This is a genomic window from Actinophytocola sp., from assembly GCF_036002505.1.
Lineage (GTDB): Bacteria > Actinomycetota > Actinomycetes > Mycobacteriales > Pseudonocardiaceae > DASYTH01.
This window is the reverse complement of the sequence record NZ_DASYTH010000100.1, coordinates 1-13121: the sequence shown is the minus strand read 5'-3', so window position 1 is coordinate 13121 and position 13121 is coordinate 1. Positions and strand designations below refer to the sequence as shown.

Here is a 13121-nt window from a genome sequence, read left to right as displayed (position 1 = left end):
CCGGGTGACCCAGACCTGGATCGCCGGCCGGGCCGTGTGGCATGCCCCGGACCAGCCGTTGTCACATCGGAGGTGAGCAATGCACGGCGGAATGATGGCCGGCATGGGGCTGTGGATACTGCTCTGGGGCCTGCTCGCGCTGGTGCTCCTCGCGTTGACGGTGCTCGGCATCGTCGCCCTGGTTCGGCACCTGTCCAACCCGAGCGCGCCGGGCGCCCAGAGCTGGCAGCAGCCCGACCAGGCGTTCCCGCCGAGACCACCTGACCACACATCGCCGTAGCCCAGCCCACGCGGGCGCCTGTCGGGCAGCGCCCGCGCCCGGGGCAGGAGCCTGCACCGCGCCGATCACCGGAGAGGAGCCCACACCACTCCGGGCCTGCACGTGAGCAACCGGAGGCAATCATGCGGTGGTACAGCCAAGCCAAGCCGGCGACATTAGCGTTCGAGACATTGACGCCGGAAACGTGGCGGGCCGGGTCGCCGCGGTGCTCCTCGCGTGGCGATCCTGATCGGCACCCTCGTGCTGGCCCGGCGATTCGGCTCGTCCTCGTTCTTCCACGGCTTCCTCGTCGCGGTCGGGGTCTTTCTCAGCCTCGACATCGTCGTCGTGCACTGGATCTTTCGGCTGCATCGGGTCACCGCCGGACCGGAGGCGAACGTGATCGAGCCGATCCTGGTGGCCTTCGGCGTCGGGTTTGTGATCTACGGCCTGCGCCGGGAGCGGCGATCATCCGTCACGCCCCGACGCCGCGAACGCGGGCGAACCGGCTGCCGAGGTCGGCCAGCCCCACGCCCACGACGAACCCCAGCGGCGGGAACCCGGCGGAAGGACGCCACCATGACCACAAACGGCCCTGTCCAACGGCTTTCCACACCCAGGCGGATCGACCGGCGCGCCGCGCTCGGCCGCCTGCTGGCGCTCACGCTGCTCGTCCCACCGGCGGTCGGCGTCCTCACCGGGTGCGGCCACCGCGACCAGCCGGGGATGGGAGACGGCGGCATGCCGGGCTGGATGATGAGCGGCTACCAAATGATGGACGCGCAGATGATGGCCGACATGCCGGCCATCCACGACCTGCTGGTGCGCCACGACACGATCCGACGCCAGGTCGACGACATCGAAGGCGGCATCCGCGCGCGGACCACCAGCGACCCCTCGATCGCGCAGCTCATCCAGACCCACGTGCAACAGATGAAAGCCCGCATCGAGACCGGCACGCCGATCCGGCAGATGGACCCGCTCTTCCGCGAGATCTTCGAGCACCACGGCGCCATCACCATGACGGTCAGCCAGATCCCGGGCGGCGTCGAGGTCACCGAAACCTCATCCAACCCGCAGGTCGCCCTGCTCATCCGCCAACACGCCCACCACGCCGTCTCCGAGTTCGTCGCCCGCGGCACGGACCGCGCCATGCGACCCACCCCGCTCCCGGCCGGCTACCGCGACTAGCCCGGAGCAACATGCCGCGATGCCGCGACGGTGTTGACGCGGTCCCTTCACATAGTCCGGGGCCGCCGACAGCTGGGCGATAGGCGCGAGTCGAGCCCGCCGCCGGCGGCGCGGCCGGCCGGTGCGCGCTTTTGCGTCGACGCCGTCGCCTACCCAAGCGCCGGCGACCCCGCGGTCGGCCCGGCCGCCACGGCGGCGCTGACCCGCAGTTCGTCGCCGACGCGCAGGGTGCGGTAGCGGTCGCCGAAGCGGCGGCCGAACGCGTCGTAGGTCCACGGGGTGCTGTCGTGGCCGGACAGCGCGACCAGCCGGGGGCCGCGCGCGTCGATCTCGTCGAGGACGTGGGCGGCGTCGCGTTCGCCGATCGGCTGCCACGGCGGGTGCGGATTGCCCAGCACGGCCTGCGGGATCAGCGGTGTCCCGGCCGGGTGGACCGGCAGGTGCAGCCCGCCGACCACGGCCCGGATGGGCACGTCGAGGACCTGCTCGGTGACGCCGAGGATCCGTTCGATCTGCGGGTGGCCGCAGCCGGTGATCAGCACCAGGCCGAAGCCGCGGACGTTGACCACGAGCGCCTGCTCGGCGATGGGTCCGAGGAACAGCATCCGCGGCAGCGGCGGCAGCACCGCGATGCCGGGCGCGACCACCCGCGGGCCGGTGGTGGGGATGACCTCGGCGCGCAGGTGCTGCATCGGGGTGGGGACGTGCGCCGGCACGCCACGCGGCTCCAGGGGCTCGGCGGAGAAGGCGAAGGTGCGCTGGCGCAGCGCCCGCCACCCGCCGACGTGGTCGAGGTGCAGGTGCGAGATCACCACCGCGTCCAGGTCGCCCAGGTCGACCCCCAGGACGCCGGCGTTGTGGGCCAGCGCCGAGCGGGCCCGGCCGCCGGACAGGCCGGAGTCGAACAGCAGCCGGGTGCCACCGGCGCGGACCAGGTACGACACGCCGGGCTCGCCGACCAGCCCGCGGCCGTCGACGGTGAGCCGCTCCACCAGCGGCAGGATCGACACCTCGTCGACCTCGCCCAGATCCCGCAACCCCGGCTCGACCTGGACCGGCCAGGACCGGTCCGCCCGCGCCACGCCGGCGGCGTAGCGCACCATCAGCCCGGCCAGCGCCGCAGCGGTCCCCGCGGCACCGCCGACCAGTGCCCGCGTCCAGGGCATGGCGACCTCCCGCACGCACATCGAGACAGGGTTCCAGCCGAGCCAGACGGCTCGCTTCTACACGTACCACAGCACCGTCAGATCATGAGAGATCGGGAAACCCGATTGGGGTTGCTGGCGCGGACCGGCCCCGGTCAGCCGCCGACGTGAGGCTTGCGGGCGGCGAGGCGTTCCACGATGCCGAGCGTGAAGCGCTGGTGGCGTTCGATGGCGTAGCCGAAGGCCTGCACGTGGGTGATGGGGCGGCGGCGGAGGTGCTCCCCGCCCAGCGGGATGGTGACCAGGTCGATCAGCCGCTGAGCGGCGCGGGCGTCCCAGCGTGACGCCTCGACATGGTCGGCCAGCAGGAGCAGGCCGCCGGGGCGCAGCACCCGGTCCATCTCGCCGACGGCCCGCCGGTCGTCGGGGATGCCGCACAGGGAGAACGTGCACACGACGGTATCGAACGAGGCGTCGGGAAACTCCAGGGCCTGCGCGTCCCCGAGGCGCAGGTCCACCTGCCTGCCCAGCTCGTCGGCGCGGCGGCGGGCGATGTCGAGCATGGCGGGGCTCCACTCGACGCCGGTCAGCCGCACCTGCCGCGGGTAGTGCGGCAGGTTCAGGCCGGTGCCGACGGCCACCTCCAGCACCTCGCCCGACGCCTGCGAGCAGACCCAGTCCCGGGTGTCACCGAACAGGTGCCGGTCGAAGAAGCCCATCTCCCGGTCGTAGGAGCCGGCGTGCTTGTCCCAGTAGCGGCGCAGTCGCTCGTCCCGCTTCGATTGCGCGTGCTCGTCACGCATGTCCCGCTCCGATGGTGTCGGCATTGTGCATTCGCCTCCGTGATACCCGTCTAGACCCAAGGCCCTGTAGTTAACGCTTGGACCGTGGGTGTCAAGGCCCGGTGACGAGGATGTTGATGTTGAGGGTGGCTTTGTAGCTGCGTCGGTTGATGTTGGGGCCTCGGGCCTGGTACTTGGAGATCGCTCGTTTGACGATGCGGGGGCTTACCCGCAGCCGTCGATCGGGCAGCAGGTTGTCCAGCACGCGACGGCCGATCGCGCCGATCAGGTCGATGACCGTGTCGGCGATGACCCCGGCGGCTTGGACGAGCAGGTCGCGGGCTGCGTTGAGGGCGATGGTGAAGCTGCCTCGGTCGGGGCCGATGCCGCCGTGGGTGTCGATGGCGTCGGTGATCGCGGTGCGCAGGATCTGGTAGCAGGTGAGCAGGGCGTAGACCTCCTGGGCGATGCCTGCGGGGGTGCGGGCGCGTAGCACCCTGCCGCCGAGGATGCTGGACTTGAGCTCCAGATAGCAGGTTTCGATCTCCCAGCGCTGGTGGTAGAGGGTGACCAGCGCGGACGCCGGCCGTCGGTGGTGGTCGAGCAGGGTGGTGGCCAGCCGGTAGACCCCGGTGTGCCGGTCGGCGGCGGTGGCGATGGTGATCTCGCACTCGACCACCCGCACTCGGGTGGTGCCGATCTGGGACAGATACGAGCCGTCGCGGTAGCGGCGCAGCACCGGCAGCTTGCGATTGCCTTTCAGCCGCACCAGCAGGTGCGCCTTCGTGGCGGCGAGGTCAGCGATCAGAGCGGCGTCGTCGAAGCCGCGATCCAGCAGCACAATCATCCCCGCCCGCAGGCTGCGGGCCAGCCGCCGGGTGTAGCCGGCCTCACCGGTGGCGGTGGGGCCGAAGACCGCGTCGATGATGGTCCGGGTGCCGCAGGCCACCAGCGCCACCAGCCGCAGCAGCGGGTACCCCGGACCCGCCATGGTTGCCTGCCTGCTTGGTGTACCCGGTGAGGTTGCGCGCCCCGTCCGGGACGGCCATGGTGGTGCCGTCGATCGCGCACACCAACAGCCCGCACCAGCGCACCCCACCCGCGGTCGCCGTCGCGACAGGGCCGCGCAGCAGATCGAACAGCGATCGCAACGGCGCCACACCCAGCCGGACCCGGGCCTGCCACAACGCGTTCTCGCTCGGGTCGGCCACCACCAGCCCACCCAGCCCGGCGGTCAGCTTGTGCCACACCTGCCGATATCCGACCTCGGCGAACAGACACCCGGCCAACAGCAGATAGACCACCACCCGGGCGGGCAGCAGCCGCACCCGCCGCCGTACCGTCATCGTGGCTGCCAACGCCGCGTCGACCATCTCGAACGGCACGATCCGGGTCAGCTCACCCAGATGCCCAGGCGCGAACACCCCTGCCGCTACCGTGATCTTCCTGGTGATGACAGACTGATCCTCCAACGGGACTCCTCATGATCGGATTCTTGGTCGAACCCAGATCATCGAAGAGTCCCGTTGCCATACCCGGGACCAACACACCCTTGACACGCCCCGCCCGACCTTAACTACGCGGCCTTGCGTCTAGACCGGACGGGCCGGGGTCAGCGGTGTTGACCACCCGACCCGTGCCGGTTGTGCGTGGTCAGTGGCAGCCGCCCATGGTGGACATGGTGGCCATCATGGTGTGCGTGTGGCCCCAGCCGGCCAGCCCGGCCACGCCGGCCAGGCCGAGCAGGACGGTCAGCACGAGCACGGCGACCACTGCGGCCACCAGGAGCGGGCCGCGCGTTCCGCCGCCCCGGGTGCGCGTTTCGGCGGGCAAATCGGCGGTGATCGCCGCCAGCTCCCCGTGCGTGGTGGCCCGGTGGGCCGCGTCGAGGCGCTCGGTGAACTCGTCGAGGCTGAGCCGCCCGGCGGCGGTGTGCTGGTTCAGGGCCTGCACCACCTGCTGGCGGTCGGCGTCGGAGGCGCGTATCGAGGGGTGCATATCCGGCTCCTTCCCGGAGATTGTCTTGTTCATGCGATGTTGTTCATGCGGGGTACGGGTTCGTGGCTGCCGCCCTGGCCGGCTGTTTACGACCACTGGCGCGGAATCCCTCGGCTGGGCGAAGCGCCAGCGTCGGAGGGTCAGCCGACCGGCTCGGGCAGTGCTCGCGTGGCCGGTCGAGCCGAGGCCGGCACAGACTCGGCCGGGACAGGCGCGGGCTGCGACCGGGGCGCCACCTTGCGGCGGTCGAGGACGTGCAGGGTCAGCACGGCACCGGCAAGAACGAGGACGGCGGCGGCGAGCAGGCCGGCGGTGTAGCCGGCGAGGAACGCCGCAGTTGGGGTGGCACCGTGGCCCGCAGCGGTGGCCTGCCGGGTGGTGAGGACCGCGCCGATGACGGTGACGCCGAGCAGGGCGGACACCTCACGGGCGGCGTTGAGGATGCCGGAGGCGACGCCGGCCCGGTCCGGCGGCAGCACGCCCAGGATGGTCGAGGTCAGCGGCGTGGTCAACCCGGAGCCGACGCCGACCAGCACGAAGCCGGGCATCAGGTCGGCCAGCCCGGTGCCCTCGCCGAGCCCGGCGACCGCCAGCAGCCCGGCGGCGACCAGCACGAACCCGGCGGCCACGGTGCGGTTGGCGCCGATGCGCGGGGTGAGCGCGGAAGCGAGCGGGGCGCCGGCGGCCATCAGCAGCGCCAGCGGCACGAACACCGCCCCGGCGGTGGTGGGCGAGAAGCCCAGGATGCCCTGCAGGTACAGCGAGGTGAAGAAGTACACCCCCATCACGGCGAGGCCCCACAGCACCATCGCGGCGGTGCCGCCGGTGAACACCTGGTTGCGGAACAGCGACACGTCGACCATGGGCGCCCGTGCCCGCCACTCGATGAGGGCGAACGCCGCCCCCGCGGTCGCGGCCAGCGCGAGCGACCCGGCCACCGTCGGCGAGGTCCAGCCGGCCTCGTGGCCGCCGATCAGGGCGTAGGTGAGCGCGGACAGCCCGACCGTGGACGTGGCCAGCCCGGGCAGGTCGAGCGAGCCGACTGCGGTGTCGGCGCGGGACTCGCCGATGGCCAGCCGGCCGACGGCAAGGGTGGCCACGCCGACCGGCACGTTGACGAAGAAGATCGCGCTCCAGTGCCAGTGCTGGGCGAGCAGGCCGCCGGTCAGCGGGCCGAGCGCCAGGGCGAGCGCGGCGATCGCGCTCCAGGCGGCCACGGCCAGGTTGCGCTCCCGCTCCCGCGGGAACGTCGTCGAGATGATCGCCAGGGTGGTCGGGGCCAGCAGCGCGGCGCCCACCCCCTGTACGGCGCGGGCGGCGATGAGCACCGGCCCGGTGCCGGCGAGCCCGGCCGCCAGCGATGCCGCGGTGAAGATCGTCAGCCCGGCCAGGAACAGCTGGCGCCGGCCGTACCGGTCGGCCAGCCGACCGCCGGCCAGCAGCAGGCTGGCGAAGACCAGGATGTAGGCGCTGGCCACCCACTCCAGCCCGGGCAGGCTCAGGTACAGGTCGCGCTGGATCGAGGGCAGCGCCACATTCACCACGGTGTTGTCCAGCGAGGTCACGAAGGTGGCCAGGGCGACCGCGACAAGGGCCCACCAGCGGGAAGCCTGGCGCGAGGTGGCAGACATGACTCCTCCAAGTCGCCGCGTTCGCGCTCACAAAGTGAGCATTGCTCTCCCCTCACTTTCCCTCCCGCTTCCCGGCCTGTCAAGAGCAGTGCTCACAAAGTTTGCGGCGCTCGCTATTTTCTGGCAGACTGACTACCATGAGTCCGTCCGCCCCGCCCGCGCTTCCGGCACCATCCAGCACGCCGCCGCTGTCGCGCCGCGACGAGCGCCGGCTGGCCACCACCGCGGAGATCAAGGCCATCGCGCGCCGCCAGCTCGCCGAGCACGGCCCGGGCGGGGTGTCGCTGCGGGAGATCAGCCGCGAGATGCGAATGGCCTCCTCCGCGCTCTACCGCTACTTCGCCAGCTACGACGAGCTGATCACCGCGCTGTGCGTGGACGCCTACGACTCGGTCGCCGACGCGCTCGCCGCCGCCCGCGACACCCGCCCGGCCGACGACCACGCCGGCCGCTGGTGGCAGGTCTGCCACGCCTACCGCCGCTGGTCGCTGGACAACCGACCCGACTTCGCGTTGATCTTCGGCACCCCGGTGCCCGGCCACCACGCACCCGAATCCGCCACCGGCCCGGCCGCCGGCCGGTTCGCCACCGTGCCGTTCGCCGTGTACGCCGCCGCGGTGGACGCGGGGGCGGCCGACCCCGACCACACCCAGGTGCCGCCCTCTCTCGAAACCGGCGACCTCCTGCGGCAGCTCCTCCACACCGACACCGGCGCCGACACGCCCCACTACCCGCCGCGCCTCGCCGGGATCACCCTTACCGCCTGGGCCAGCATCCTCGGCTTCCTCGTCACCGAGATCTTCGGCAGCCTGCCCCAGCTCGTCACCGACACCGAGCAGCTGTTCCGCGCCCACGTGCGCACCGTCATGGCCGGCATGGGATTCCAGCCCACCCTCATCCCCGCCGACGCCGACTGCCACCGCTGATCAAACTAGCCGACCTCATCCTCAGCTGGCGTGGGGAACGATTGGGTCAGCGCCAGTCACGACCCAGGAGCGCCGGACGGCGTGGCGACGGCGGTCGGTCCAGGTCGCGGGAGAAGGCCGATCCGCCATCGCATACTTGGACGATCGGGCCGGGTGACGGCAAGAGCATGTCGTAGAAAGTCGGGTGGCCAGGGTTGGCGGCCACCCACTGGTAAGCCTGAGCGATCAGGCGCTCGTTGACGTCTTCGGCGAGTGCGATGGCCTCGGCTCCGCTGGCGGCGCGGTGGAGGGGGCCGTTTGGCGCCCCGAGGGCCGAGGACCAACAGCGTCCGTAGCGTGAGCGGCAGTGCCACCTCGACCGCTTGGGCCGCACCCGGCCTGGTCGGACATTGCGTTCCAGGGCCGCCTCGCCTTCGGCGGTAACTACGACGGGTGGCGGGTCATCGACATCTCCGACCCGGACAACCCGATCGAGCTTGCCCATCCGTCCTGCAACGGGGACCAGGGCGACATTGCCGTTTACGGGGACGTCCTCGTGCGGTCATGGAACTCCAAGAAGACCACGCCACGGACGTGCCTGAGCGCGACGGTGCAGGCCGGCTGGGAGGGCGTGCACGTCTTCGACATCAGCGATCCAGTCAACCCGAGGCTGAAGGCCGCCGTCGAGCTGCCTTGCGGGTCGCACACGGTGACCGTCGCGGGTGTGATCAGCAACCGGCTGATCGTCTACTCGAACAACTCCAGCAGCTCGGGCTGCGGCGTCGGCCTCGACCTCGCCGAGCAGAACGCGCTGGGCGATTTCATGGATGTCGTCGCCGTGCCACTTGACAACCTGGCGGCCGCCAGCTTGATCAACCGGGTGCCGCTCGCCGGCCCGGTGACGGACATCCGCACCGGCTGCCACGACGCGGCGGTGATCCGCGGGACTGTCAACCTCGCCGCATGTGCCAGCGGGGACACCACGAACGTGTTCGGCATCGGTCCGCCGCGGGGTGGAACGATCGAGAATCCGCAGTTCCTGTACACGATTCAGGAGCCCGGGGTCGGGCAGGCCGGCGCGTTCGGCCGGTGGCACTCGGCCGCCTTCACGTGGGACGGCAAGGTACTCGTCCTGGGCTGGGAGCCCGGTGGGGGCGGTGCCCCATTCTGTAGTGCGAATGGCACGCCGGTGCCCGTCGGTGGTGGGGTGTTCGCGACCCAGACCGACACGCACAAGTCGGCGTTCTTCTATGACGCGGCGACCGGGCAGAAGCTGGGTCAGTGGACGCTCCCGCGGGAGCAGACGCTTGAGGAGAACTGCACCATCCACAACTACAACGTGGTGCCGCTGCGCAGCGGACGGCACGTGCTGGTCAGCGGCGACTACCAGGCCGGTACCTGGGTCACCGACTTCACCAACCCTGGCCAACCGCGCACCGTCGCCTGGGCGGACCCGCCGTCGCTCGGAAAGGTGACGACGCCGACGGGAGAGCTCGTCAACGAGCTCGGCGGCGCCTGGTCCTCGTACTGGTACAACGGTTTCATCTACGAGTCGGAGATCACCAAGGGGCTCAACGTTTTCCGGCTCAGTGACCCGACAACGGCGGGCGACATCCGGCTCTCTCGGCTGAACCCACAGACCGAGGAGTTCTCGCTGCCCTAACGGACATCATTCGCCATCGGGAGGTGGTCAGCGTGCGAAGCAGGCTACGGCTGCTATGCATCGCGGCCGTGTCGGTATTAGTGACCGGTATCTGGGCGGCGCCCGCGCACGCGACGCACAACCAGGATCAGCACAGCCCGCAGGCGAACGCGCTTGCGAACATCCCCAGGTCCAGCGACTTCCGTTGGAATGACCCGGCGCTGGGCCGGAACTTCCAATCCGATCTGGCGTTCCGGGGCAACCTCGCCATCGCCGGTAACTACAACGGCTTCCGGGTCATCGACATCTCCGACCCGGCGCACCCCAGGGTCGTTCGTGATGTGTGGTGTCCCGGGCCGCAGAACGATGTGTCGATCTGGGGTGACGTGATCGTTGCCTCCGTCGACGACGTGCTGACCAGCCCGGCGTGCGGCAGTGTTCGCGCGGTGCCGCAGACCGACCCGTCGTGGGGTGATCAGTTCGTTCCACAGTTGCTGATCGAAGGCGACCGCGGCGGTGGTGTCCCAGGTGTCCAGGCGCATGCCGGGGTCGAGGCCGGCGGCGCGTGCGCGCAGCGCGGCGGAGTTGGTGTCGCGGCGGGTGACCTCGTCGGCGAGGATCAGTTCGAGGAAGTCGGCGTGGGCAGGTTCTGCTGCCGGGCCAGGATGAGCCGTTCGGGCAGCGTGTTCAGCAGCTTGCCCAGTTTCAGGGTGCGCAGCACCTGTTTGAGGTCGGCGCTGACCGGGTCGGGCAACGCTCTGGTGGCCGGTTTCGTGGCCGGTGGGGTTCTGCGGGCGGTCATCGCTTGGTCTCCTCACCCTCGACGACGGCGTCTGCGCTGGTGTTGGTGATCAGCCGCAGCTGGGTCGGTCGAGCGGCTCGTTGCGTGGCCCGGCTGGTGGCGTACTCGCCGGGATCGCGGGCGAAGCGGGCAGTCGCCGCGGCGCCCGGCCGGGCCAGCCGGACCGCGAGGCTTTCCGTGGCCCGCTGCAGCATCGAGGCGATCTTCTGCACCGACACCACGTCGACCTCGAGGGCCTTGCCGCAGGCGGCGTCGACGGCCTGGTCGCCGTGGCGGCGGGCCAGCCCGAGCAGTCGGTAGACGGCCCGCATCCGGGTCCAGGGCAGCTTGCCGTCCAGCAGCCGCTCGGCGTAGATCCCCACGTCTGGGCCGATGCGTCTGGCAGCGGCGACGAGCCGGTCCAGGTCGCGCATCGCGTAGCCGACCTTCTCCGCGGGCAGATCGTCCGGATCGGTCCACCGGCCGCCCGGCCGTTGCCGCGGATGGACCTTCACCAACCGTCCATTGCGGAATATCTTCACCAATGCCGAGTCCGCGCGGACGTCGACATGCTGCCCGATGTAGGGCTTCGGCACCGAATACAGCGCCTTGCCGACCTCCAGGTGGAAATCGCGGTGGACCTTGCAGGTCTTGAACACCGGCACGTCATAGCCGGCCGGCGCACCCAGCAGCACACCCGCCTCGCGCTCGGCGAACACGTCGGCGGGCCTGGCCTGGATGGTGCCGTGGATGCGTTGCCCGGCCACGCTGGTGCACCAGCTCCGGGCGCGAGTTTGCGCGTCGGCCAGATCGATGAACTGTTCCCCCGCCCAGAAATTCGACCGCACATAGTGGACGGCCCGCTCGACCCTAGGTTTGTCCTTCGGTGAGCGCACCCGGGCGGTGTCCGTGACGAACCCGCAATGCTGGGCGTAATCCAGCCAGCCCACCGTCAGCTTCGGGTTCACCGCGTCCGCGGCGGCCACCACCGCGGCCATGTTGTCCGGCTTCTGTTCCCTACCGCGTTATGTGGCCAGCCCCGCCGAGTGCCAAAGGACCAGCGCCTCACCAGGCTGAGCCGGCCACATAACGATCAGAGCGATGAGAGCCAGTCGAGCAGCGCTTGGTCGGAGCTCCAGATCGGGCGTCGGCGGGCCCCCGCCGAAGTAGCGGCTGGTTCCGTGTTCCGGAGTGCCTCGATCTTCGCTTTTGTGGTGATCTCGGCGTAGCGGTTCGTGGTGGTGAGATCGGCGTGCCCGAGCCAGGCACAGATGACGTTTACTTCGACGCCAGCTTCGAGAAGGTGCACCGCTGCGGTGTGGCGGAAGAGGTGCGGGCTGACTCTGCGCCCGGCGCGAGTGTCGTCGAGTTGCGCTGCGTGGCGCCGTACGATCTTGTAGATGCCGAAGCGTGTCAGTGGTTGGCCGGTAGCGGAGCGGAACACTGGGGTGTCCGCCGCTGTTGGCGGGTTCGATGACTGCAGAAGCTCGGCCAGCAGTGCCGTGGTCTGGCTCCACAGTGGACAAATTCGCCACTTGTCGCCCTTGCCATGAAGACGGGCCACTGCACCGTCACCGAGGTTGAGGTGTCCTGCCCGTAGGTCGGCGACCTCTTGGACCCGTGCGCCGGTGTTGTAGAGGAACAGCAGCAGTGCCCGGTCTCGTAGGGCGAGGCGGCCGGTCCGGGGCAGGTGCTGCAGCAGCGTCTGGATCTCGTCACGCTCCAGGAAGTGTGTTTCCGCTGGTGCCGCCCGCTTCGTTGGGATGGCTGCCACCTGCTGGCAGACGCCGAGCATCTCCGGTTGGCGGGTGGCGATGTACTCGAACAGGGTGTGCAGGGTCGCCAGGCGTTGGTTGCGGGTGCGGGCGTGGTTGGCGCGGTCGTGCTCGAGGTGGCGGAGGAAGCCAAGGATCCGATCGAAGCTCAGGTCCTCGATGCTGAGCTTGGTGAGCTTCGTGCCCTTGTTCTCAGCCACGAAGCAGAGCAGCAGCCGGATGGTGTCGCGGTAGCTGCGCATCGAGGCTGGCCGGAGGCCCTTGACCGTGATCAGGTGGTCGAGGAAGAAGGAGTGGACGAGCGGCCCGAGCGGCCGCGACCCGGTCATGCTTTCCCCTCCGTCCACGCATGTTCGGCGAGGGCTTCGAAGCGTCGGCTGGCCTCGGCGAGCAGTTGCGGCGTGATGGTCAGGTAGATGGCGGTGGATGTGGGGTCGACGTGGCCCATGAAGGTGGACAGCCGGTAGAGCCGTGCCTGCGGATCGACGTCCTCCCGATACCAGCGGGCCAGGCGTCCCACCGCGAACGAGTGGCGCAGGCAGTGAAGACGAGGTGGGGAAACACCGTCAGGGACTGGTAAGGCCAGCTCGGCCGTCAGCCGGTGGAATGTCTGGCTCGCGCTGCATGGATGGACGCTGCGGCGGCCGTCAAAGCTGAACAGCGGGTCCTCGCCGTCAACGCCGCGGCGCTCGACCTGGCGGGCGAGGAGTTCGCCGATGCGCGGCCCGTGAGGAACCAGGCGGCTCTTACCGAACTTGCCGCCCCGCACCGTCAGGAGCTGCCGCCGCGTGTCGACGTCGCCGATGCGAAGGCCGCACGCCTCCCCGATACGCAGTCCCAGCCCGTAGCAGAGTGCGAAGATGGCGTGGTAGGTGGCGCCGCGGCCGACGGCCCGGGAGTTGTCGGGCAGCGCCGCGGCCGCCTCAAGCAGCAGGCGGGCCTTGCTGACGTCGAAGAGGAACGGCAGGCGCACGTCCGTCTCGCGTCGCCGCACTCTGTGCAGCGGTGAGGC

14 protein-coding genes are annotated in these 13121 nt (G+C 70.3%); 5 read left to right on the top strand and 9 right to left on the bottom strand.

From position 1 onward, the window contains the following. The first annotated feature begins 79 nt into the window (after window positions 1-79). On the top strand, window positions 80-280 hold the full coding sequence (locus VGR06_RS08210) for a hypothetical protein (protein ID WP_327558372.1): 201 nt from the start codon (window positions 80-82) through the stop codon (window positions 278-280). A 216-nt stretch (window positions 281-496) separates the two neighbouring features. Next, entirely contained in the window at window positions 497-1450 is a 954-nt protein-coding gene (locus tag VGR06_RS08205; RefSeq protein WP_327558371.1) for a hypothetical protein, read from the top strand. Window positions 1451-1599: 149 nt separating this feature from the next. On the opposite strand, the gene VGR06_RS08200 is transcribed toward VGR06_RS08205, so the two are convergent. From VGR06_RS08200 to VGR06_RS08175, 6 genes are all read right to left on the bottom strand, one after another. Further along, window positions 1600-2616 (bottom strand): MBL fold metallo-hydrolase, encoded by a 1017-nt coding sequence (locus VGR06_RS08200; protein ID WP_327558370.1) that lies wholly within the window; start codon window positions 2614-2616, stop codon window positions 1600-1602. A gap of 134 nt (window positions 2617-2750) precedes the next feature. Continuing rightward, window positions 2751-3398, bottom strand: a complete 648-nt coding sequence (locus tag VGR06_RS08195) for a class I SAM-dependent methyltransferase (protein ID WP_327558369.1) — start codon at window positions 3396-3398, stop codon at window positions 2751-2753. A gap of 91 nt (window positions 3399-3489) precedes the next feature. After that, on the bottom strand, window positions 3490-4368 hold the full coding sequence (locus VGR06_RS08190) for a transposase (RefSeq protein ID WP_327558368.1): 879 nt from the start codon (window positions 4366-4368) through the stop codon (window positions 3490-3492). Beyond that, entirely contained in the window at window positions 4268-4849 is a 582-nt protein-coding gene (locus tag VGR06_RS08185; protein WP_327558367.1) for a transposase domain-containing protein, read from the bottom strand. Before VGR06_RS08185 ends, VGR06_RS08190 begins: the two co-directional genes overlap by 101 nt. A 181-nt stretch (window positions 4850-5030) precedes the next feature. Beyond that, window positions 5031-5375 carry a DUF1707 domain-containing protein gene (locus tag VGR06_RS08180; protein ID WP_327558366.1) on the bottom strand — a complete coding sequence of 115 codons (345 nt, stop codon included), beginning with the start codon at window positions 5373-5375 and terminating at the stop codon, window positions 5031-5033. A gap of 140 nt (window positions 5376-5515) precedes the next feature. Beyond that, window positions 5516-7006 carry an MFS transporter gene (locus VGR06_RS08175; protein ID WP_327558365.1) on the bottom strand — a complete coding sequence of 497 codons (1491 nt, stop codon included), beginning with the start codon at window positions 7004-7006 and terminating at the stop codon, window positions 5516-5518. Between the two features lie 137 nt (window positions 7007-7143). Between VGR06_RS08175 and VGR06_RS08170 the strand changes: the two genes are divergently transcribed. From VGR06_RS08170 to VGR06_RS08160, 3 genes are all read left to right on the top strand, one after another. Then, entirely contained in the window at window positions 7144-7932 is a 789-nt protein-coding gene (locus VGR06_RS08170) for a TetR/AcrR family transcriptional regulator (protein ID WP_327558364.1), read from the top strand. A gap of 346 nt (window positions 7933-8278) precedes the next feature. Next, entirely contained in the window at window positions 8279-9574 is a 1296-nt protein-coding gene (locus VGR06_RS08165; protein ID WP_327558363.1) for a hypothetical protein, read from the top strand. A gap of 23 nt (window positions 9575-9597) precedes the next feature. Further along, entirely contained in the window at window positions 9598-10404 is an 807-nt protein-coding gene (locus VGR06_RS08160) for a hypothetical protein (protein ID WP_327558362.1), read from the top strand. Here the strand turns inward: VGR06_RS08160 and VGR06_RS08155 are convergent. The 3 genes from VGR06_RS08155 to VGR06_RS08145 form a co-directional block, all read right to left on the bottom strand. Continuing rightward, on the bottom strand, window positions 10352-11332 hold the full coding sequence (locus tag VGR06_RS08155) for a Mu transposase domain-containing protein (protein ID WP_327558361.1): 981 nt from the start codon (window positions 11330-11332) through the stop codon (window positions 10352-10354). The genes VGR06_RS08160 and VGR06_RS08155 overlap by 53 nt on opposite strands. Window positions 11333-11427: 95 nt before the next feature. Further along, window positions 11428-12438, bottom strand: coding sequence for a tyrosine-type recombinase/integrase (locus VGR06_RS08150; RefSeq protein ID WP_327558360.1), 1011 nt, complete (start codon window positions 12436-12438; stop codon window positions 11428-11430). Beyond that, window positions 12435-13121 (bottom strand): tyrosine-type recombinase/integrase (locus tag VGR06_RS08145; RefSeq protein ID WP_327558359.1); only part of this gene is annotated, 687 nt, incomplete at its 5' end. The genes VGR06_RS08150 and VGR06_RS08145, both read right to left, overlap by 4 nt.